The organism is Micromonospora sp. WMMD723 (genome assembly GCF_049863385.1).
GTDB classification, from domain to species: Bacteria; Actinomycetota; Actinomycetes; order Mycobacteriales; family Micromonosporaceae; genus Micromonospora; species Micromonospora wenchangensis.
Genome location: NZ_JBMKNR010000001.1, coordinates 4,193,641 through 4,213,671, shown reverse-complemented (window position 1 = coordinate 4,213,671; position 20,031 = coordinate 4,193,641). Strand labels below are relative to the sequence as shown.

Sequence of the window (20,031 nt, the reverse complement as noted above, 5' to 3'; positions counted from 1 at the left end):
GGACGAAGACCCCCGCTTCGAGGGCGAAATTGTGGTAGCCGTCGACGGTCAGGTCGTAGACATCCGCTGTCTCGTCGAGCGGCTCGACCGACACGACACGGTGGTTCACCAGATCGACCGCCTCCCGGAGGCGGGCGTAGTCGCCGTCGTAGAACGCCAGGAGTCGATCGAACCGGAGTCCCGTGCGTGCGGACCTCAGACGGTCGGCTTCGTACGCCGCAGCAAGCTCCGTATCCGGCAGCACCAGCAGCGGGGCGAGCCGCTTGAGCGCGGCCCGCCGCCTGCCCTCCTGTTGGCGACCGACCCGCTCACTCTTCGGCACGTTGGCCACATAGGCGGCCCGACCGGCCTGTGCCTTGGCAAGGTGACCGGTGCCCGGGTCCGCCAACCGCTGCTTCATCAAGCGTGAGTGACGGGCCCCGAACTCGGGGTTCTCTTCGTGCCAGGCCCGCACCGCGTTGCGCTGGCGCTCCCGCTCGGCGGGGTCGCTGAACTGTTCGACGGTCTTTCGCGACCGCCAGGCCCGCAGCTCGGGGTTGTCCCACTGCCGCACCGAACGCGCCCGCCAGGCGGAACGACGAGCAGGGTCCGCGAAGTAGTTCCGGACGCGCTCCGCAGCGGCCTCACGGTGCTCGGGCTGTGACCAGTACTGGGCCTGCCGGTCCCTCATCCGGTCGGCGTAAGCGGCCTTTTCCTCGTCACCGAGCGCGGTGTACCAGTCCTGGAATCCTTTTTCCAGCTTGGCTCGGAATTCGGGCGACTCGTTGAGCGCGAACAGCCGGGCGAGACACGCCTCCCGGAATGCGGGGTCGCGCCACTGTGCGCTGAGCATGGCCGACTTGAACTCCCGGCCCCCGTTGGCGAACCACTCCCGCCAGCCCGCGTGGACGTGCTCACCCATCATCGCGGCGTGCAGTGCCGAGTGGTCGGCCCAGGTCATCCGTCGGATGTTTCGCGGATCATTATTGCGCTTATTGATGTCGATGTGGTGACGGACGTTGCCGTTGGTGGCGCTGTCACGACCATGACGAAGGTTCCAGGCGTCGGCGAGGTAGTGGGTGTAGACCCACTCCTCCCGGTCGTTCATCCAGATCCGTTCGTAGCCGTGCAGGTTGTGCCCCTCGGTCTTACTGGAAACGCTCCTGTACAGGGGCATGAGTGACTCACCGGGGGCCAGGGCATCGGCCCGCCGGTAGGAACCGTCACGCAGCCGGAAGAGGTGATCTGGAGTACAACGCACCGACGCGCCGTTGTCGAGCCGCACCCGGACCAGCCGGGCAGCTCGCTTGGTGAGGCGGGGCTCCACCAGGGGAGCGACCACCACGCGCCCCGCCTTGTTGGTGGTGTAACCGAAATGGGTCACTCCGCGCTGCCAGTCCGCTGCCAGATCGGCGAAGGACCGGGCTTCGCCTGAGGCGAGCGCAACCATGGTGTCGCCGGTAAAACACCCCAGGGCGCTGTCCCCCTCCACGATGAACAGCTCGCTGCGGTCCACCCCGGTCGCGCGGCAGTCGACCAGCTTGGCGGGCATCGACGCGCCCTCCAGGGCGGTCTTGCGCCGGGCGGCGTCCTTCTGCTGCTTCTGGGTCAGCCGGACCCGGGCCGCGTCGACGATCTTCTGGAGCACCGTGCGCGCCTCGGCCTTGCTGCGCCGGTCCTCCAGCCATGCCTTGACGTGCTGCTCGACCAGGGTCTGGAGCACCTTGGTGATGCCGGCGGTGGAGAGCTCGTCCTTCGTCTGCGAGGTGAACTGCGGCTCGGGGATGCGCACGTGCACCACCGCCGTCATCCCCTCCAGGACGTCGTCCAGGGTGGGCGGGTCCTCCTTGGGCTTGAGCAGGCCCCGGGTGTTGCGGACGGCGTCGGCCAGGGTCCGGGTCAGCGCCCGCTCGAAGCCCTTACGGTGGGTGCCGCCGTGGGCGTTGCGGATGGTGTTGGTGAAGCACTCGACGGTGCGCTCGTAGCCGGTGCCCCAGCGGAAGGCGATCTCGACCTCGGCCCGGCGCTGCACGTTGGACTGCATCACGCCGTTGGCGTCGGCGGCGTTCTCCCGGTACGTCCCCTCGCCGGTGACCAGCAGGGTGCCGGAGACCGGCCGGTCACCGGCCGGCGCCAGGAACTCGACCATGTCGGTGAGCCCGTTGGGGTAGTGGAAGCGCTCCTCGACCGGCTCCTCGGCGGTCTCGTCGCGCAGCCGGTAGTCGACCCCGGGGACCAGGAAGGCGGTGTTGCGCAGCTTCATCCGGACGGCCTCGACGTCGAGGCGCGCGCCGGTCTCGAAGTAGCGGGCGTCGTGCCAGTAGCGGATCGAGGTGCCGGTGCGCTGGCCCCGCTTCATCGACCCGACGACCTGCAGGCCGGGGCCGGGGGTGAACGGGGCGTCCGGGCCGTCGCCGGCGAAGACGCCGGGGACGCCGTGCCGGAAGGACATCGCGTGCACCTTGCCGCCGCGCCGGACGGTCACGTCGAAGCGGCGGGACAGCGCGTTGACGGCGGAGGCGCCCACGCCGTGCAGGCCGCCGGAGGTCTTGTAGCCGGAGCCGCCGAACTTGCCGCCGGCGTGCAGCCGGGTGAGCACCAGCTCGACCCCGGAGATGCCGGACTTGGCGTGCACGTCGGTGGGGATGCCCCGGCCGTCGTCGTCGACCTGCACCGAGCCGTCGGCGTGCAGGATCACCTCGACCGTGGTGGCGTGACCGGCGACACCCTCGTCGGTGGAGTTGTCGAGGATCTCGTTGACGAGGTGACCCACGCCACGACTGTCGGTCGAGCCGATGTACATGCCGGGACGCTTGCGGACGGCGTCCAGGCCCTCCAGGTGGGTGAGGTCGTCTGCCCCGTAGAGGGTCTCAGGCTGTGCGGTCAACTGGTCGTACTCCCCGGTCTCGGCGGTGTGGTGCCGCTCACCGTCTCGATCTCCACGCGCGGCGTGCCGCAGCGAGCGTAGCCGTACGCCCCGACAGCGCCGTGCAGCCCCACGTCGGACGGCGGGTGCGCGTCCGCCGGGGGCAACGCCGCCGGGGGTCGGGGCCTTCCCGGGCGGGGTGCCCGCCGGCCGGAAACGACCGTTTCCGCCATGGGACGATCGTGTTAAGAGGCATTGACGTCCATCTCGCCAAGTGATCTGATCCGGCCCGGAAGGATCTTTCACATTTCCATGGACAGATGGGGGACGTCATGTCCAGGTTCCACCGTAGCGCCCTCGCGGCGCTGCTCACCGTCGCCACGGCCGCCCTGCCGGTCGCCGTCGGCTCCGCCGCACCGGCCGCCGCCGCGCTGCCCACCGCCGCCGTCGCCCTCGGCGACAGCTTCATCAGCGGCGAGGGTGCCGGGGCGTACTCGGCGGTGACCGACGTCAACGGGGTCGCCCAGCCGTTCCCGGGCTGGTCGGCACCGAACAACAACGCCTACTTCTGCCACCGATCACCCAACGCCTCGCTGTTCAAGGCGGACCTGCCCGGCATCTCCGCCCGGTTCAACCTGGCCTGCTCCGGCGGCCAGCCGTACGACATCGCCAACGCGTCGGCCAGCCGGGCCAAGGGCCGTCAGGTCGCCGCCCAGCTCGACCAGTTGCGCGCGGTCGGGCAGACCCACGACATCGACCTGGTGCTGGTCGGCCTCGGCTCGAACAACAGCTCGTTCACCTTCGGCACCGTCGCCGAGAAGTGCGCGAACCGGTTCATCGCCGACGCCTGGACCGGGTGGTGGGAATTCTGGGCGTACCTGGGCGGGCCGGTGGAGCAGAAGCCCTGCTCGGACGCCGACCTGGCCACCTCCGCCCAGGTCGCCGCCGCGACGGCGGAGACCACGGCGGCGGTCCGGCAGATCCTGACCACGCTGGACCAGATCGACGCCGACGGCCAGCACCGGATCGTCTTCCAGGACTACACCAACCCGCTGCCGCCGGAGCTGGCCTCGACCTACTGGGAGGAGGACAGCCGGGACGACACCCGGGACAAGTTCCGTGACCTGGGAGCCGAGCGGTACGCCGCCGGTTGCCCGATCCACCGGGCCAGTCTCGCCCCCGGCCAGCGCTTCTCGCAGGGCCTGGGCACCCTGGTCAGCTCGGTCCGCAACACGCTGTCCGCCGAGTTCCCCGCCGCCGACCTGGTCTACCTCAACGTGCAGCGGGCCTTCGACGGCGCCCGGCTGTGCGAGTCGGCGGGCAGCCCCGGCAACGCGCTGGCCACCCCGATCCGGCTCCAGGACGGCACCTCGGGGGTCTTCGTGACCAGCCTGTCCGGCTACGACAAGCTGGACATCCAGCGGATCGCCAACACCTGCGGGACGTACTTCCAGACCTGCCAGGAGTCCTGGCACCCGAGCGCGGCCGGGCACCAGGTGCTGGGCCGGTGCCTGACCGGCGCGGCGTCGACCGGCGCCCGTGCGGTCTCCTGCGTCCGCTCGCCGGACGGGACGGTCCAGGTCAGCTGAACCGGCGGCCGGTGGGGTGACCGTCCGGGTCGCCCCGCCGGCCGACCGGTCCGGGCCCGCCGGTCCCGGTCAGCTCTCCGCCGGGGTACGGGCCCCCGGGCCGGGCGCGGGGGTGAGCAGCAGGGCCGCCGCCGGGCCGTCGGCCAGTTCCGCCAGGGGCATCTCGTCGAGTACGGCGAGGAAGGCGGCCTGGGCGCGGCGGAGCTGGACCCGCAGGCGGCAGCCGGCACGCAGGGCGCAGCCGGTCTCCTCGCAGGAGACCACCTCCCCCTCCCCCTCGAAGGCGCGCACGACGCGGCCGACGGTGATCCGTTCGGCTCCCTCGGCGAACGCCACCCCGCCGGAGCGGCCCCGGACGGTGAACAGCACCCCGATGCGCTGGAGCCGCTGGACCACCTTGGCCACGTGGCTGCGGGGCAGGTCCAGCCGTTCGGCCAACTCGTCGACGGTGGTGCGGGTCGACGCGGGGGCGGTGAGCATGGCGATCCGCAGGGCCATGTCCGTCGACAGGTTGAGCTTCACGATCCGACCCTAGCCAGCGCCCCTGGTGGCGGACAGGGGCCGGGCGGCGGTGACCGGCGCGCCGACAGGCCCGGGACTTTCGACCCTAAGAGGACTTTCGAATTCCTGTTTGAGTGGTCTCCGGTACCCATCTGGAGGAGGAGCCGTGCTCTCGGAGTCGTCAGCCGCCGTCGTCACCGCCACCCTGCCCGTGGTCCGGGCCCACGCCGACCGGATCACCGGCCGGTTCTACGCCCGGATGTTCGCCGCCCATCCGGAACTGCTGAACCTGTTCAACCGGGGCAACCAGGCGACCGGCCGGCAGCAGGCGGCGCTGGCCGCGTCGGTCGTCGCGTACGCCGGGCACCTCACCGGCGAGGACGCGACCGGATGGACGGCGGTGCTGGAGCGCATCGCGCACAAGCACGCCTCGCTGGGCATCGCCGCCGGCCAGTACCCGCTGGTGGGCAGGCACCTGATGGCCGCCATCGGCGAGGTGCTGGGGGCGGCGGTCACCCCGCAGGTCGCCGCCGCCTGGGACGAGGTGTACTGGCTGATGGCCTGCGAGCTGGTGGCCCGGGAGGCCCGGCTGTACGCGGCCACCGGGCTGCCCCACGGCGGGGTGGTCTGGCGCGACTGGCGGGTCACCGGGGTCACGCCGCAGGCCACCGACGTCGTCTCGGTCACCCTCGTCCCGGTCGACGGCGGTCCGGTGCCGGGCTTCGTCCCCGGCCAGTACGTCTCGGTCGCGGTGGACCTCGACGGCGGACGCGGCCGGCAGATCCGGCAGTACAGCCTCTCCGGCCGTCCCGACGACGACCACTGGCGGATCACCGTCAAGCGGGTACGCGGCACGGCGGGCGCCCCGGACGGGCTGGTCTCCGGTTTCCTGCACGACCACGTCGGCCCCGGCGACGTGCTGCGGCTGAGCCCACCCTTCGGCGAGGTGAGCGCGGTGGCGGGCCAGGGGCCGCTGTTGCTGGTCAGTGCCGGGATCGGGCTCACCCCGGCGATGTCGGCGCTGGCCCACCTGGCGGCGACCGCGCCGGACCGGCCGGTGGTGCTGGCCCACGCCGACCGGGACGGTGCCGCCCACGCCCACCGGGCCGACCTGGTCGAGCTGCACACCCGGCTGCCCCGGCTGCGGCTGCGGCTGTGGTACGAGGAGATCTCCGGCGACGACGGCCCGACGCTGCCGGCCGAGGTGAGCCGGGGCCGGATCGACCCGGAGCTGATCCCGCTCTCCCCCGACGCGCACGTGCACCTGTGCGGTCCGTTGCCGTTCATGAACCGGGTCCGCGGCGGCCTGCTGCGCCGGGGGGTGCCGGTGGAGCGGATCGCCTACGAGGTGTTCGGGCCGGGGATGCTGCCCGAGGTGGGCTGAGCACGGCCGGTCGCGGGGCACGCAGGGCGTTCGGACGGGCACGCAAAGTTGATGTTTACCGCCTCCGCGCTGGGCAACTGGTTCGGCATACCGGGCGGCGCGTGACGTCCGGGCACCGACGCCGCGAGGGCGGCCGGGTGCCTGTCACGCGCCCGGTGCGCGGGACCGGGTGATGACGCCGGCCGGAAGCCCCCGCACCGGATTCCGCCTCGCCGGTGACCGGATCACGGAGGAGGAAGCATGCGCATCGCGATGGTCTCGGGGCACGCCAGCCCGCTCGCCGTCCCCGGCGGACAGGATGCCGTGGGGCTGCACCTCCACGTCGCCGAGCAGGCGGCGGCGCTGGCCGCCGAGGGCCACGAGGTGCGGGTCTACACCCGGCGGGACGACGCCACGCTGCCCGACACGGTGCCGACCGACGCGGGGTACCAGGTGTGGCACGTGCCCGCCGGTCCCGCCCGGCCGGTGCCGGCCGACGAACTCCTGCCCCACGTGGGCGAGTTCGGTCGCTGGCTGGCCGCGCACTGGCAGCAGGCCGGCTGGCGGCCGGACGTGACGCACGCCCACTTCTGGCTGAGCGGTCTGGCGGCCGTGCACGCCGGCCGGCGTACCGACACGCCTGTGGTGTTGACGTACCACGACCTGGGCAGCAGCACGTACCGACGCCGCCCGGGGGGCCGGGAGCCGGTCGGCCGGGGGAGGATCGGCTACGAGCGGGCGCTCGGGCGGGCCGTCGACCGGGTCGTCGTCCAGTCGCACGACGAACTGGGGGAACTGGTCCGGCTCGGGGTGCCCCGGGCGAAGCTGGCGCTGGTGCCCTCGGGGGTGGACGAGCGGCTGTTCGCCCCGACCGGGCCGACCGTACCGCGCGATCCGGACCGGCCCCGACTGCTCACCGTGGGGCCGCTGCACGACCGCCGGGGCGTGCAGGACGTCGTGCGGGCGCTGCCCGGGGTGCCCGGGGCCGAGTACGTGGTGGTCGGCGGACCGCCGGCCGGGTCGCTGGCGACCGACGACGTCGCCCGCCGGTTGACCGCGCTCGCCGGGTCCTGTGGTGTCGCCGACCGGGTCCGGCTGGTCGGCGCGGTGCCCCGCGAGGAGTTGGCGGCCTGGTACCGCTCGGCCGACGTCCTGGTCGCCGCCCCGTGGTACGAGCCGTTCGGCCGTAGCCCGCTGGAGGCGATGGCGTGCGGCGTCCCGGTGGTCGGCACGGCGGTCGGCGGGATCACCGACAGTGTGGTCGACGGGCTGACCGGGGATCTGGTGCCGCCGCGCGACCCCCGGGCGCTGGGTGCCGCGGTCCGCCGGCTGCTCGCCGACCGGGTCCGCCGCTTCGCGTACGCCACGGCGGCGTTGGACCGGGTGCGGGTGCGCTACTCCTTCCGGCACTGGGCCGAGCAGCTCGGCGGCGTCTACGCCGCGGTCAGCGGGGTCGGCCGGCTCGCTCCGGCGGCGGCCTGACCGGCCGCGACGGCCCACCCGGGCGGGGCGCGGGCCACTTATTACCGGCCGGTAGGATGGGCTGGTGAGCGGGGACGCGGAGTACACGCAGGAGTTCGTCGACGTCGACGGGGCCCGGATCGGCATCCAGGTCTATCCGGAGCCCGCCGGCACCTCCGCCGCGCCGGTGGTGCTGATCTGCCCGGCGATGGGGGTACGCGCCCGCTACTACCGCCCGTTCGCCGCCGCGCTGCGCGCCGCCGGCCTGGCCGTGGTCGTCGCCGACCTGCGCGGCACCGGGGCCAGCACGCCCCCGCCGTCGCGGGCCTGCCGGTACGGCTACCGCGAACTGGCCGCCGACGTCGGCGCGGTCCTCGACGCGCTCAAGTCCCGGCGGGACGGCCGGCCGACGCTGCTGCTCGGGCACTCCCTCGGTGGGCAGGCGGCCCTGCTGCACCTCGCCCTGCACGGTGTCGACCAGGTCGACGGCCTGGCCCTGCTCGCCGTCGGTATGCCGTACTGGCGCGGCTACCCGGGCCTGCGCCGGTATGGCGTGCTGCCGTACAGCCAGGGGATCGCGGCGGTCGCCGGGACGCTCGGGGTCTGGCCGGGCTGGGGGTTCGGCGGCCGGCAGGCGCGCGGGGTGATCCGGGACTGGGCGCGCACCGCCCGCACCGGCCGCTTCCCCACCCTCGACGGGGTGGACGGCGACGCGGCGGTGGGCCGGCTGACCCTACCGGTGCTCGCGGTCAGCGTCGACGACGACCAGTACACCCCGCACCCGATCGTCGACCACCTCTGCACCAAGCTCACCGCCGCGCCGGTCATCCGGCACCGGTACACGGCAGCCGAGGCCGGGGCCCCGTTGGACCACTTCCGCTGGGTCCGGGCCGGCCTGCCGCTGAGCCGCCGGGTGGCCGACTTCGCGGCCGGTCTGCCCCGCCGCTGACCCCGGTGTCCGGTCCCGCACCGGTCCGCCGCCACCCGGGCGCGTAGCCCCCGTCGGGACGGGTATGCCGCTGCGCCCGAACACGGTGGAGGGGGATCAGATGTCGGAACGACACACCGCACTGCGCTCGATGCACGATCTCGGCCTGGCGGCCTGGTTCGGTGGCTCCCTGATGGGGGCGCTGGGCGTGAACGGAGCGGCGGCACGGATCAGCGACTCGACCCAACGGCTTCCGGTGGCCTCGGCCGGCTGGTCGCGGTGGACGCCGGTCAACGCGGCGGCGATCGGCGCGCACCTGGCCGGCGCGGTGGGTGAGCTGGCCACCGAGAGCCCCCGGATGATGGCCCAGTCCGGGGTGGGCCGGATGAGCGCGGTGAAGACGGCGCTGACCGTCGGCGCGCTCGCGGTCACCGGGTACAGCCGGTTGGTGGGTATGAAGTTGCAGAACGCCGGTAACCCGCCGGTGTCGGGGACCACCGAGCCCAACTACCAGACACCCGCCGAGGTGGCGCACCGGCAGCGGCAGATGAAGGTCCTGCAGTGGACCATTCCCGCGTTGACCGGGGCGTTGGTGGTGGTCACCGCGTACATGGGTGAGCAGCAGAAGCCGGGCCAGGTGTTCCGGGGGATGCTCGGGCGCGCCGGTGGTCTGATGGGCGCGCCGATGACGATGGGCCGGCTGGCCGCGACGGGGGCCCGGCGGCGGATGGCGATGGCCGGCTGACCGGCGGGCCCGGGACCGGCCGGTACGGGGGTCGCCGTCAACGCGGACGGCGGGCCCCGTACCGGCGCGGTCAGTGGCCCGTACCGGCGCGGTCAGTGGCCGACGGCTGCCGTCGTGGGAGCGACCCCGAGCAGTTCGGCCAGCCGGGCGGCGTCGCGTTGGGCCTGCCCCGCGCAGCAGTTGTTGAACAGCACGTGCAGCTCCCCGGACCGGTCGGCCAGGTCGGTGAGCAGGTCGGCCCAACGGCGTAGTTCGTCGTCGGCGTAGGCGTACCGGAACCGGTCCTCCTTGCTGCCGTGTTCCCAGTGGGCGCTGTGGCCGTGCATCCGTACCAGCACCGGCTCGGCGGTACCGATCATGATCGGGGGCACCGAGGACGGGTGCCCCTGCGGCATGTCGACGCAGACCAGGCTGAGGTCGTGGTCGCGCAGGAAGGTCACCGTCTCGGCCGCCGCCGCACCGTCGAACCAGGACCCGTGGCGCAGTTCCACGGCGACCCGCCAGGGCCGGCACCGGTCGGCCAGTTCCGCGATCCGCCGTCGGGCACCCTCCCCCCGCACCAGCCACGGCGGGAACTGCAACAGCACCGCGCCGAGCCGGTCAGCCGCCGCGAGCGGTGCCAGCGCCGCCCGGAACCGGGTCCACAACTCGTCGTACGTCGCCTCGGGCAGGTCGCGGCGGCGGACCCGGGACGGGCCGGTGGCCGGTCGCAGGTCCCTCGGCAGCACCTGCACCGGTGTCGGGTGTCCGGTGAAGAGGCTGAACGCCTTGACGTCGAAGGTGAAGCCCGGCGGGGTGGCCGCCGCCCAGCCGCCGGTGGTCTCCGGCACCGGAATGGCGTAGTACGAGGTGTCCACCTCGACCAGCCCGAACCGCCCGGCGTACCAGCCCAGCCGCTGGGCCGGGGTCCGCACCGACCGGGGATACCAGCCGGCGCGCAGCAGCGTCTGATCCGCCCAGGACGACGTTCCCACCCTGATCGTTCCCATGTGGTCCAGTCCACCGTCCGGCGGCCGGATCGGCAACCGCAGGGGCGGACGCGGTCGGACGCGCGGTGTGGCGGGCGGGAAGTGTCGGGGGGTGGCCCTAGCGTGACCCTCGACGACATCGACCACGGAGGGTGGCGGATGACCACTTCGGAGCGGGTGCTCACCGGCGAGAAGGCCGACCTGTTGCAGTCCCTCGGCCAGCACCGCGGCTTTCTGCGGCACACCGTGCGCGGGTTGACCGACGAGCAGGCGGCGGCCCGCAGCACCGTCAGCGAGCTGTGCCTGGGCGGCCTGATCAAACACGTGACCCTGGTGGAGCACCGGTGGGCGCGGTTCATGGCCGGCGGGGCCGAGGCGATGGAGAGCGAGCCGGTCGACTGGGCCGGCATGTTCCGGATGACCGACGACGACACCCTGACCGACCTGCTCGCCCGGTACGCCGAGACGGCGGCCCGCACCGACGAGCTGGTCGCCACCCTCGACCTGGACACGGTCCACCCGTTGCCGGAGGCGCCCTGGTTCGAGCCGGGGGCGAGCTGGTCGGTGCGCCGCACGGTGCTGCACGTGATCGCCGAGACCGCCCAGCACTGCGGGCATGCCGACATCATCCGCGAGTCCATCGACGGCGCGAAGACGATGGGCTGAGCCCGGCCGGTCACCGTGGGCGGTCGACGACGAAACGGGTCAGGCCGAGCAGGAACCGGCCGTCCTCGGTGCCGGCCCGGTCGCCGAGCACGGCACGTCCCTCGGCCAGCGCCGCGTCGGCCAGTTCCCGGGCGCTGCGTCGGGCCACCTCCACACTGTCGTACGCCGTCAGCCGGCGGTGCAGCCAGCGCACGTCGGCCGCCGTCCGGTGGGCGCGGGGGGTGCCGAGGAAGGCCACCGTCCGTTCCCGTTCCCCGGCGGTGCAGCGGGCGAGGAAGTCGATGAGGATCAGGGTGCGCTTGCCCTCCCACAGGTCACCGGCGATCTCCTTGCCGTAGGCGGCGTACTCCCCCACCAGGTTCAGCACGTCGTCGGTGATCTGGAAGGCCGCGCCGAGGTACCAGCCGTAGCGGTCCAGCCGGTCGGTGCGCAGCCGACCGCCGCCGGCCGCCAGCACCCCGGTGCGGCACGGGTAGATGCAGGTGTACCAGGAGGTCTTCTTCAGGCACATCCGGTAGTAGTCGTCGGGGGTGAGGTCGCAGGCGTTGTCCCTGATCCAGCCGATCTCGATGGCCTGGCCCTCCAGCGAGTGGCGCAGCATCAGCCGGGTCTGTTCGACCAGTTGCCAGGCAGTGCCGGAGCCGAGGCCGTCCCGGTTGGCCAGCAGCCGGTCCAGGGCGAGCAGGTTGGTCATGTTGCCGACGTTGAGCGCCACGCCGACGCCGTACGCGGCGGGCAGGGTCGGTGCGCCGCGCCGCTGCTCGCTGCCGTCCTGGATGTCGTCGTGGATGAGGAAGGCGTTGTGGAACAACTCGACGGTGGTGGCCACGTTGACCGCCGCCTCGTCCGGTTCGTCGCCGTCTCCGGCGAGCCGGCACGCGGCCAGACAGAGCGCCGCCCGCAGCCCCTTGCCGGAGCGGCGGGGATAGTCGGCGACCAGGTCGTAGAGGTAGCGGGGGCCGCCGGTGGGCAGCTGGGCCAGCAGGGTCGCCATGGTCCGCGCCCGGTAGCGGTCCAGCACCTCCTCGACCCGGTCGTCGATACCCGGTGCGGTCATCGGCTCAGGACACCGGGCCGGGCCCGCCGTCGGCCCCCGGGGTTCCCGGGTCCCGGTCGACGCGGACCGGGCCGGTCGGTTCGGGGCCCTGGCCCGACACCCGGTCGATCAGCCCGTTGGCCAGTTCCGGGGTGAGCCGGGCCAGGTCGAGCAGGCTGTCCAGCACGTCGTGGGCGTCGGCGGCGTAGCGGCGGGTCAGCTCGCCCCGCTCGCCGGTGACCGGCAGTTGGGCGACCACCATGTCGATCAGCGCGTGGGTGTCCCTGCGGACCCGCCCGGCCACCTCGTCGAAGGCCGCCGGGTCGACCCGCCGGTCGGCGGTGAGTTTCTCCTGGAGCCGGCGGGCGCTGTCGATGCCGGCGGACAGCTCCTCCTGGAGCACCGACGCCGCGCGGGTGACGGCGGCCGACATCTCGTCGCCGAGCTGATCGAAGCGTTCGTCACGGTGGGTGTCACGTTCGGGCATGGCCCAACCTCCCTCGATGCGACCTGTCCAGCGGATTTTTACACCAGCGCATACCGACCGGTCACGTACTGTAGGGATGCCGACCCGGTTTTCGTCCCCGCCGCCCGGCTCGGGTGTGACCGGGGCCACGTCCGGCCCCGTCGGCGTGACGTCCCACCCCGCGCCGACGCTGAGGGACACGAGATGACCCGATACCGCCTGGATCAGGAAACCGCTGAGCGGCTGCTCAGCGGGGCGGTCGACGGGTCGACCGGCCCGGTCCGGCCGCTGGTGACGCTGCTGACCGCGGTGCGCCCCGCAGCGGCCCGGGACGAACTGCCCGGGGAGTCGGCGGCGATGTCGGCGTACCGGGCTGCACGGGCCACCCGGGCCACCCCGGTCCCCGACCGGGCGGCCGCGGACCCGGCCGGAGACACGGGCAGTCCGGTGGACGGCAACCACCCCGGGCCGGATCACCCGCCGGGGCTCGGCCGCCCACCCACGACCGGTGACCGGGAGGACCGACGGCCGCCGACCCACGACCCATGACCGGTAGGGCCGACGCCCCACGACCGACGCCCCACGACCGACGACCGAAGGGCCGAAGGGCCGTCGGCCGCCGACCGCTGGCGCGTGACCTGCGGACGGTGGCCCGACCACGGCCGGGGCGGCGACAACGGGGCTGGTAGCTTGCGCCGATGACTCTGCGGCGTCGACGCCTGGCGGTGGCCTTCCGGCTGGCGATCGTGATCGGTGTGCTGGCCGGGATCGTGCTCACCGCCCTCGGCCCGGCCACCGTCACCGGGCTGCTGCCGTACTTCACCATCCAGAGCAACCTGGCGGTCGGGCTCTTCGCCGGCTACGCCGCCTGGCAGGCCGCGCGACGTCGACCCGAACCGCCGTCGGCGCTCAAGGGCGCGGTGACCCTCTACGTCACCATCACCGGCGTGGTCTACCACCTGGTGCTGGCGAACCCGGCCAGCCCGTTCGCGATGACCCAACCCGACCGGGCGCTGGGCGAGGCGCTGGGCAACCAGCTCCTGCACACCGTCGTGCCGCTGCTCGCCGTCGCCGACTGGACGCTGTTCGACCCGCGCGGCCGGCTACGCCCCCGGTACGCCCTCTGGTGGCTGGCGTTCCCGCTGGCGTACCTGGGGTTCGCCCTGGTACGCGGGCTGATCGTGCACCGCTACCCGTACCCGTTCATCGACGCCGGACAGCTCGGCTACGACGGCGTCGCGGTCAGCGCGGTCTTCTTCGCCGTCGCCTTCTGGCTGCTCGGCCTGCTCTTCGTCGGCGTCGACCGGACCCTGTCCCGGTGGGTCACCCACCCACCCGCCGACCCGGACGCCCCGGCGCGACCGGCACCCCCGGCCGGGCGGTCAGCGCAGCCGGGGACGACGCCCCGGGCGGACGGCTGACCGGTCCCGGCCGTACGCGTCGGCCCGGCCCCACCGGCCGGGCACGTCCAGCAGCTCGATCCGGCCGAAACCGTCGGGCAGGGCCGGGTTCACCAGCAGGTTGTCCCCGCAGGGCCGCAGCCCGAGCAGGGTGCCCAGCAGCATCAGCAGGGCCCCGGCGGACCACGACTGCGGTCGGCCGGCCATCGGCAGCTGCACCGGGTAGCCGGTGACCGCGCGGGGATACCCGGCGATCACCTCCGGCACCGATCCCCCGACCAGGTCCGCCATCGCGAAGATGCCGTCGGCGACCCGGGCGGCCTCCTCGTCGTGGTGGTACCGCCGCAGCCCGGCCGCGACGAGGGCGTTGTCCGACGGCCACACCGCACCCAGGTGCGCGCCGACCGGGTTGTACGCCAACTGCCCGTCGGCGAACGTGCGGACCCCGAAGCCGGAGAAGAGCTGCGGCCCCACCAGATGGGCGGCGAGGGCGGCGGACCGGTCCTCGGCGACGATCCCGCTCCACAGCAGGTGCCCGAGCTGGGACGTCAACGCCACCACCGGGGTGCCGTCCGGCTCCAGGGCCGACGCGTAGTGCTCCTGGCGGGGCAACCAGAAGTCCCGGTTGAACCGTTCCTTCAGCGCGTCGGCCTGCCGCTCCAGCAGGTCGGCGTACTCGGGCTCGCCCCAGAACTCCCGGGCCAGGCGGGCTCCGCGCCGCTTCGCGTCGTAGGCGTAGCCCTGGAGTTCGCAGGTGGCCCTGGGCCCGGCGGGGGCCCGGCCATCGGCGTCCACGATCGCGTCCGGCGAGTTGCGCCAGCCCTGGTTCACCAGCCCGTTGCGGGTGTTGCGTCGCTGGTAGCGCAGGTAGCCGTCGCCGGTCAGGTCGCCGTAGCCGTCGATCCAGTCCAGCGCCATCCGGGCCGGGTGGCGCAGCTGCCGGACCAGCGCGGCGTCGCCGGACCAGCGCTCGTACTCGTCGAGCAGGATCACGAACAGCGGGGTGGTGTCGGCCGCGCCGTAGTACAGCCCGGTCGGCTGCTCGTCGAAGGCGGCCGACTCGCCGTACCGCAGTTCGCCGAGGATCTTGCCGGGTTCCTCCTCGTGCTGGTCGTCGAGCCGACCACCCTGGAGCAGGGCGAGCATGCGCAGCGTGTTCGGGGCCAGCTCGGGGGTGAACGGCAGGGTCATCAGGCAGGTGACCAGGGCGTCCCGGCCATAGAGCGCCATCGCCCAGGGCAGACCCCCCACCGGCACCCGTCCCGGGTACGCCAGCGGGACGTAGCGCAGCGCGGCCAGGTCCGTCAGCGCCTGCTCGTACGTCGCCGGCAGCCGTTCCCGCTCGCTGATCAGCTGCGGTGCCCGGTCGAGCCAGTCGACCAGGTCGTGCCGCATGTCGTGGCGCACCCGCATCCGGTGCGACTCCAGGCTCTCCCGCAGGTCGTGCCCGCCCTCACCCCGGATGGACATGCCGACGTGCAGGTCGGTGACCCACGTCCCGTGCGCCGGCACGGTGATCCGGTAGGTGAAGCCCCCCTCGTCGACGTCGGCCGGGGCGGTGCTGGAGACCGTCGCCTCCCGGGCTAACCGCTCCCGTTCGTAGCGCAGCCGCAGCACCGCGTCGGACGGGGAGGCGACCGTGGTGACCCGCCGGGGCGTCGGGCTGCGGATCTCCGAGGTGTCGGCGAAGTCCGCGCCGACCTCCATCCGCACCACGAAATCGGCGGGCTCGGCGGAGTGGTTGAGCACGGTGAGCTGCTCGGTGAAGCTGTCGTCGATGGACCGGTGCCGGATCACCGACACGTCCGCGTCGACGTAGTGGCTGGCCGTGCCGGGGACCAGGAAGAACCGGGTCTCGAAGTAGGTCATGTCGTCGCGGGACAGGGCGTGCAGCCGCTGCCCGTCGATGGTGAGCACCCAGCGGCACAGGAACCGGGTGTCGAAGGAGAACAGTCCCACCGGCGTCCTCGGGTCCACCTCCATGTCGCCGTGCGCGTCGCTGACGGCGAAGGCGTTGCCGGCGACGACGTGGACCCGTTCCTCCCTCACCGGTGGCCGTCCCGTTCCCGGGCGATCTGCCGGGGGTGCCGGGCGTCGGGCGGGCCGGGGAAGATCCGCCGCAGCATCATCAGCAGCCGCATGTTGCCCCGTACCGACAGGTCGTTGCGCAGCAGCGCGGTGGCGAGGTGGGTCCGGCCCGACGCCAACCGGTCGAAGACCTCCCGGTCGGCGCGGACGACCAGGTCGGCCTCGTCGGCGGAGCGAGTGACCTCGACGCGTTGGTCGCGGATGGTCAGCCGCCAGTGCGCGGTGTGCCCGTCCCCGGCGGCGTCCAGGCGCAGCGTGCCGCTGGTCGTCTCCGGGAGGTCGGGCCGCCGACCCCCGTCCCACCGCTGCAGGAAATCCGCCATCGACGTCCCCACGGCTGCCCTCCCCCACGGCGTGTCACGTGCCTGGTCAGCGTGCCGGTCGAGGGGGTGAGGCCGGCTCACCCGGACCGGACGAGATCGGGGACGGGATCGGGTGGGACCGGTCGCGGACGGTCAGGACCGCAGCAGGCCCCGCAGGTAGGCGGCCTGGCCGACGTGCTGGAGATCGTCGGCGGCGATGCTGACCAGCCGGACCCCGAGGGTCACCGGCGGGTCCCAACTCTCGTCGACAACCCGGTCCAGGTCCACCGGACGCAACCCGGCCAGGAACGTCCGGGTCCGCTCCGCCACCGCCCGGTGGTAGTCGACGAGCACCTGCGCGCTGTCCGGCCGGACCGTGGCGACCTGCTCCGGGGTGTGGCCGTAGCCGGTGTCGGCCGGGTCGGCGGGGAGCCCGAACCGGGCCGCCCGGTCACCGGCGACCCACACCTGGTCGACCCCGAGCAGCTCGGCGACCTGCTGGTCCTGGATCCGGGTGAGGTGCCAGACCAGCCAGCCGACCGGGTTGGCACCCGGACCGGGCCGCCGGCACAGCTGTTCGGGGCTGAGCCCGTCCACCGCCGCGTCCACCAGGTCGGACAGGTGGTCGTAGATTCCGGTCAGCAGGGCGTCGACGTTCACCGGGGCCTCCTCGTAGCGGCGTACCCGGTCGGGATACCGCAGCCGGGGCCCGGCAAACCGCCGCGCCGGACGATCCGGTGACCCCCGCGGGCGTACCCCCGGGGTCAGCGCGCCGGTTCGGGGCGGGTGATGGCCCAGCTGCCGCCGTGCCGGTCGTGCAGCAGCACCTCGCGCGGCGTGCCGTTGGCGGCGCTGACCTGCGCGCCGGCCGCGCGGGCGCGGCGCAGCACCGCGTCGGCGTCGGCGGCGGTGACGGTGAGCACCGGCAACCCGCCGGCGGTCCCGGGCGGGTCGGTCCACTCGCTGACCGTGAACCGGTGACCGTCGACGACGAGGTCGGCGGCGAGCACCCGCCCGTCGGGGAGGCACTCCTGGCAACATGGGACCGCACCGAAGACCCGGGTGTAGAACGCGATGGCGTCGGACGCGTCGGTGACCGTGAGGTGCGGCGCGGCTGGTGGGTGCTCGGATGTCATGACGTCGGTGCCACCTTCCCGGTCGACCGGTGACGGAACCGTCGCATGTGACGGTAGGCGGCCCGGCCGCGGCACCGGCACCCTTACCCGACCCCTGAACCGTCCCGACGGCAGGTCGTGGCCGCCGCGCCGGGACCCCGGTGGCGGAGCGTGGTGGGGGGTGGTGACGGGCCGGTCGCCGCACTAGCGTCGGCGGCACGGGGCCGCACCGTGCCCCCGTGCGATCGACCGGAGGGGCGTGGACCGTGTCGCTGCTGGCCGCGATGTCATCGTCGGTGGACGACCGTCCGGATCTGCTCCGGGTGGGTGAGGTGTGCCTGTCCCGGTCCCGGCTGCTCGGCCTGGCCACCGCCGTCGCCGACGACCTGCGCGGCCTGGACCGGGTCGCGGTCGTGACCACCCCGACGATCGAGACCGTGGTGGGCGTGGTGGGCGCGTTGCTGGCGGGTACGGCGGTGGTGCCCGTGCCGCCGGACGCCGGGCCCCGGGAGCGGGAGCACATCCTGCGCGACTCGGCGGTCGGGGCCCTGCTCGCCCCGGCGGGCACGGCCCCGCAGGACTCCCCGGCGGCGGACGCGTTGCCGGTCGTCCCGGTCGACCTGCGACGGGTGTCGGCGACCACCCATCCGGAGCCCGGAGCGGAGCGGACCGCCCTGATCCTCTACACCAGCGGCACCACCGGCGCGCCCAAGGGGGCGCTGCTGTCCCGGGGGGCGATCGCCACCTGCCTGGACGGGTTGGCCGAGGCGTGGGCGTGGACGCCTGACGACCTGCTGGTGCACGGCCTGCCGCTGTTCCACGTGCACGGTCTGGTGCTCGGGGTCCTCGGCCCGTTGCGGGTCGGCGGCCGGCTGCACCACGTCGGCCGGCCGCAGCCCGAGCGGTACGCGGCGGCCGGCGGGACGCTCTACTTCGGCGTACCGACGATCTGGTCGCGGATCGCCGCCGCGCCGGCCTCCGCACGGGCCCTGCGCGACGCGCGGCTGCTGGTGTCGGGCAGCGCGGCGCTGCCCACGACGGTCTTCGACGACCTCACCGGGTTGACCGGGCACCGGGTCGTCGAGCGGTACGGCATGACGGAGACCCTGATCACGGTGAGCGCCCGCGCCGACGGCCCGCGCCGTCCGGGCGCGGTCGGGGTGCCGCTGCCCGGGGTACGCACCCGGATCGTCGACGAGCAGGGCCGGGACCTGCCCACCGACGGTACGGCGATGGGCGAACTGCTGGTCACCGGCCCGACCCTGTTCGACGGCTACCTGAACCGGCCGGACGCCGACGCGGCGAGCCGTACCGCCGACGGCTGGTTCCGCACCGGGGACGTCGCCACGGTCGGTCCGGACGGTTGGCACCGCATCGTCGGCCGGGCGAGCACCGACCTGATCAAGAGCGGCGGGTACCGGATCGGGGCCGGTGAGGTGGAGGAGGCGCTGCTGGCCCACCCGGCGGTGCGCGAGGCGGCCGTGGTGGGCCTGCCGCACCCGGACCTGGGGCAGCAGGTCACCGCGTACGTGGTCGGCGACGGGGTGACCGGGCCGGAGCTGGTGGACTTCGTCGCCCGGCACCTGTCGGTGCACAAGCGGCCCCGGGAGGTCCGGCTGGTCGACGCCCTGCCCCGCAACGCGCTGGGCAAGGTGCAGAAGAAGCGCCTCGTCGAGGGGTGAGCCGTCAGACCTGCACGGGCGTCGACTGCACCCGCCGCAGCCACGAGTCGGGGCGGGGGCGGGTACGCCACTCCCGGGGGTAGCCGACGGAGACCTCCTCGAACCGCACCCCGTCGTGCCAGGTCACCCGGGGGATGTGCAGGTGCCCGTAGATCACCGCGGTGGCGTGGAAGCGGCGGTGCCAGTCGGCGGTGAGTTCGGTGCCGCACCACTGGGCGAACTCGGGGTAGCGCAGGATGTCGGTGGGCATCCGGACCAGCGGGTAGTGGTTGACCAGGATCTTCGGCACCGCCGGGTCGCTGCCGGCGAGCCGGCTCTCGGTCAGTGCCACCCGGGCCCGGCACCAGGCGTCCCGGCTCGGGTGCGGGTCGGGGTGCAGGAAGACCTCGTCGGCGCAGACCACCCCGGCGGCGTGGGCGCGGGCCAGCGCCTGTTCCTTGCTGGTGACGCCGGGCTCGCGGAACGAGTAGTCGTAGCCGACGAACAGCGGCGCGACCAGCAGCGGGCCGCCGGGCCCGGTCCAGACCGGGTAGTCGTCCTCGGGGGTGGCCACCCCCAGGTCGCGGCACTGCCGCACGAGGGCCTGGTAGCGGGCCTCGCCGCGCAGCCGGACCGGGTCCTGCGAGTGGGTCCACAGCTCGTGGTTGCCGGGCGCCCAGATCACCTTGGCGAACCGCTCGGCGAGCAGTGCCAGCGCCCAGGTGACGTCGGCGAAGAGTTCGGCGACGTCCCCGGCGACGATCAGCCAGTCGCCGGCCGCGCGGGGCCACAGGCTCTCCACGATCTTCCGGTTCTCCGGGTACGCCACGTGCAGGTCGCTGACGGCGTAGATGCCGGCGTTCATCGGGTGTGGTCCCCTCGTTCGTCCGGTGCGCA

Annotated in this window: 18 protein-coding genes and 2 pseudogenes; 9 read left to right on the top strand and 11 right to left on the bottom strand. The window is 73.7% G+C overall.

The window, feature by feature from the left end; genetic code table 11:
- Position 1: 1 nt before the first annotated feature.
- Positions 2 to 1,471, bottom strand: a pseudogene (locus ACN261_RS18595) (ATP-binding protein); the annotation flags it as partial.
- Positions 1,448 to 2,866: pseudogene (locus ACN261_RS18590) on the bottom strand (ATP-binding protein); the annotation flags it as partial. The pseudogenes ACN261_RS18595 and ACN261_RS18590, both read right to left, overlap by 24 nt.
- A gap of 311 nt (positions 2,867 to 3,177) precedes the next feature.
- Here ACN261_RS18590 and ACN261_RS18585 point away from each other — a divergent pair.
- Positions 3,178 to 4,434, top strand: a complete 1,257-nt coding sequence (locus ACN261_RS18585; RefSeq protein ID WP_425851261.1) for a hypothetical protein — start codon at positions 3,178 to 3,180, stop codon at positions 4,432 to 4,434.
- Between the two features lie 69 nt (positions 4,435 to 4,503).
- On the opposite strand, the gene ACN261_RS18580 is transcribed toward ACN261_RS18585, so the two are convergent.
- On the bottom strand, positions 4,504 to 4,956 hold the full coding sequence (locus ACN261_RS18580) for an RrF2 family transcriptional regulator (protein WP_421486616.1): 453 nt from the start codon (positions 4,954 to 4,956) through the stop codon (positions 4,504 to 4,506).
- A gap of 145 nt (positions 4,957 to 5,101) precedes the next feature.
- Here ACN261_RS18580 and ACN261_RS18575 point away from each other — a divergent pair, with 145 nt between their 5' ends.
- The 4 genes from ACN261_RS18575 to ACN261_RS18560 all read left to right on the top strand — a co-directional run bounded on the left by ACN261_RS18575 (position 5,102) and on the right by ACN261_RS18560 (position 9,432).
- Positions 5,102 to 6,319, top strand: coding sequence for a globin domain-containing protein (locus tag ACN261_RS18575; RefSeq protein ID WP_425851259.1), 1,218 nt, complete (start codon positions 5,102 to 5,104; stop codon positions 6,317 to 6,319).
- A gap of 240 nt (positions 6,320 to 6,559) precedes the next feature.
- Positions 6,560 to 7,780 (top strand): glycosyltransferase, encoded by a 1,221-nt coding sequence (locus ACN261_RS18570; protein WP_425851257.1) that lies wholly within the window; start codon positions 6,560 to 6,562, stop codon positions 7,778 to 7,780.
- A 64-nt stretch (positions 7,781 to 7,844) separates the two neighbouring features.
- Entirely contained in the window at positions 7,845 to 8,708 is an 864-nt protein-coding gene (locus ACN261_RS18565; RefSeq protein WP_425851256.1) for an alpha/beta fold hydrolase, read from the top strand.
- 100 nt (positions 8,709 to 8,808) lie between these two features.
- Complete coding sequence (locus ACN261_RS18560; protein ID WP_088647384.1) at positions 8,809 to 9,432, top strand: hypothetical protein; 624 nt, start codon at positions 8,809 to 8,811, stop codon at positions 9,430 to 9,432.
- 92 nt (positions 9,433 to 9,524) lie between these two features.
- Here ACN261_RS18560 and ACN261_RS18555 read toward each other — a convergent pair whose 3' ends face one another.
- Positions 9,525 to 10,421 carry a DUF72 domain-containing protein gene (locus ACN261_RS18555; protein WP_425851255.1) on the bottom strand — a complete coding sequence of 299 codons (897 nt, stop codon included), beginning with the start codon at positions 10,419 to 10,421 and terminating at the stop codon, positions 9,525 to 9,527.
- Between the two features lie 138 nt (positions 10,422 to 10,559).
- Here ACN261_RS18555 and ACN261_RS18550 point away from each other — a divergent pair, with 138 nt between their 5' ends.
- Positions 10,560 to 11,066, top strand: a complete 507-nt coding sequence (locus ACN261_RS18550) for a DinB family protein (RefSeq protein ID WP_421486611.1) — start codon at positions 10,560 to 10,562, stop codon at positions 11,064 to 11,066.
- 10 nt (positions 11,067 to 11,076) lie between these two features.
- On the opposite strand, the gene ACN261_RS18545 is transcribed toward ACN261_RS18550, so the two are convergent.
- Complete coding sequence (locus ACN261_RS18545) at positions 11,077 to 12,123, bottom strand: polyprenyl synthetase family protein (RefSeq protein WP_425851253.1); 1,047 nt, start codon at positions 12,121 to 12,123, stop codon at positions 11,077 to 11,079.
- Positions 12,124 to 12,127: 4 nt separating this feature from the next.
- The gene (locus ACN261_RS18540; protein WP_421486609.1) at positions 12,128 to 12,589 is read right to left on the bottom strand and encodes a hypothetical protein; all 462 of its coding nucleotides are present in this window, start codon (positions 12,587 to 12,589) and stop codon (positions 12,128 to 12,130) included.
- A gap of 183 nt (positions 12,590 to 12,772) precedes the next feature.
- On the opposite strand from ACN261_RS18540, the gene ACN261_RS18535 reads away from it, so the two are divergent.
- Together ACN261_RS18535 and ACN261_RS18530 are read left to right on the top strand one after the other, a co-directional pair.
- Positions 12,773 to 13,117 carry a hypothetical protein gene (locus tag ACN261_RS18535; protein WP_421486608.1) on the top strand — a complete coding sequence of 115 codons (345 nt, stop codon included), beginning with the start codon at positions 12,773 to 12,775 and terminating at the stop codon, positions 13,115 to 13,117.
- 149 nt (positions 13,118 to 13,266) lie between these two features.
- Positions 13,267 to 13,989, top strand: a complete 723-nt coding sequence (locus tag ACN261_RS18530; RefSeq protein ID WP_421486607.1) for a Pr6Pr family membrane protein — start codon at positions 13,267 to 13,269, stop codon at positions 13,987 to 13,989.
- Here ACN261_RS18530 and ACN261_RS18525 read toward each other — a convergent pair.
- The 4 genes from ACN261_RS18525 to ACN261_RS18510 form a co-directional block, all read right to left on the bottom strand.
- A complete protein-coding gene (locus ACN261_RS18525; RefSeq protein ID WP_425851250.1) occupies positions 13,951 to 16,017 on the bottom strand; it encodes a glycogen debranching N-terminal domain-containing protein in 2,067 nt (688 codons plus the stop codon). The two genes, ACN261_RS18530 and ACN261_RS18525, sit on opposite strands and share 39 nt — an antisense overlap.
- Entirely contained in the window at positions 16,014 to 16,379 is a 366-nt protein-coding gene (locus ACN261_RS18520; RefSeq protein ID WP_425851248.1) for an SCP2 sterol-binding domain-containing protein, read from the bottom strand. The genes ACN261_RS18525 and ACN261_RS18520 overlap by 4 nt, the downstream gene beginning before the upstream one ends.
- Positions 16,380 to 16,511: 132 nt before the next feature.
- Entirely contained in the window at positions 16,512 to 17,018 is a 507-nt protein-coding gene (locus ACN261_RS18515) for a mycothiol transferase (RefSeq protein WP_421486605.1), read from the bottom strand.
- A gap of 104 nt (positions 17,019 to 17,122) precedes the next feature.
- Positions 17,123 to 17,494, bottom strand: coding sequence for a VOC family protein (locus tag ACN261_RS18510; RefSeq protein ID WP_425851246.1), 372 nt, complete (start codon positions 17,492 to 17,494; stop codon positions 17,123 to 17,125).
- 263 nt (positions 17,495 to 17,757) lie between these two features.
- On the opposite strand from ACN261_RS18510, the gene ACN261_RS18505 reads away from it, so the two are divergent.
- Positions 17,758 to 19,155: an acyl-CoA synthetase gene (locus ACN261_RS18505; protein ID WP_421487046.1), complete on the top strand. Its 1,398-nt coding sequence runs from the start codon at positions 17,758 to 17,760 to the stop codon at positions 19,153 to 19,155.
- A gap of 4 nt (positions 19,156 to 19,159) precedes the next feature.
- Here the strand turns inward: ACN261_RS18505 and ACN261_RS18500 are convergent, their stop codons facing one another.
- Entirely contained in the window at positions 19,160 to 19,999 is an 840-nt protein-coding gene (locus ACN261_RS18500) for a metallophosphoesterase family protein (protein ID WP_421486603.1), read from the bottom strand.
- Between the last annotated feature and the right edge of the window lie 32 nt (positions 20,000 to 20,031).

What these genes read in the sequence shown, in the direction of transcription:
- ACN261_RS18585 (WP_425851261.1), top strand. Translation starts at nt 3,178, where the DNA reads ATGTCCAGGTTCCACCGTAGCGCCCTCGCGGCGCTGCTCACCGTCGCC.
- ACN261_RS18570 (WP_425851257.1), top strand. Translation starts at nt 6,560, where the DNA reads ATGCGCATCGCGATGGTCTCGGGGCACGCCAGCCCGCTCGCCGTCCCC.
- ACN261_RS18560 (WP_088647384.1), top strand. Translation starts at nt 8,809, where the DNA reads ATGTCGGAACGACACACCGCACTGCGCTCGATGCACGATCTCGGCCTG.
- ACN261_RS18555 (WP_425851255.1), bottom strand. Translation starts at nt 10,421, where the DNA reads ATGGGAACGATCAGGGTGGGAACGTCGTCCTGGGCGGATCAGACGCTG.
- ACN261_RS18550 (WP_421486611.1), top strand. Translation starts at nt 10,560, where the DNA reads ATGACCACTTCGGAGCGGGTGCTCACCGGCGAGAAGGCCGACCTGTTG.
- ACN261_RS18545 (WP_425851253.1), bottom strand. Translation starts at nt 12,123, where the DNA reads ATGACCGCACCGGGTATCGACGACCGGGTCGAGGAGGTGCTGGACCGC.
- ACN261_RS18540 (WP_421486609.1), bottom strand. Translation starts at nt 12,589, where the DNA reads ATGCCCGAACGTGACACCCACCGTGACGAACGCTTCGATCAGCTCGGC.
- ACN261_RS18535 (WP_421486608.1), top strand. Translation starts at nt 12,773, where the DNA reads ATGACCCGATACCGCCTGGATCAGGAAACCGCTGAGCGGCTGCTCAGC.
- ACN261_RS18530 (WP_421486607.1), top strand. Translation starts at nt 13,267, where the DNA reads ATGACTCTGCGGCGTCGACGCCTGGCGGTGGCCTTCCGGCTGGCGATC.
- ACN261_RS18520 (WP_425851248.1), bottom strand. Translation starts at nt 16,379, where the DNA reads ATGGCGGATTTCCTGCAGCGGTGGGACGGGGGTCGGCGGCCCGACCTC.
- ACN261_RS18510 (WP_425851246.1), bottom strand. Translation starts at nt 17,494, where the DNA reads ATGACATCCGAGCACCCACCAGCCGCGCCGCACCTCACGGTCACCGAC.
- ACN261_RS18505 (WP_421487046.1), top strand. Translation starts at nt 17,758, where the DNA reads ATGTCATCGTCGGTGGACGACCGTCCGGATCTGCTCCGGGTGGGTGAG.
- ACN261_RS18500 (WP_421486603.1), bottom strand. Translation starts at nt 19,999, where the DNA reads ATGAACGCCGGCATCTACGCCGTCAGCGACCTGCACGTGGCGTACCCG.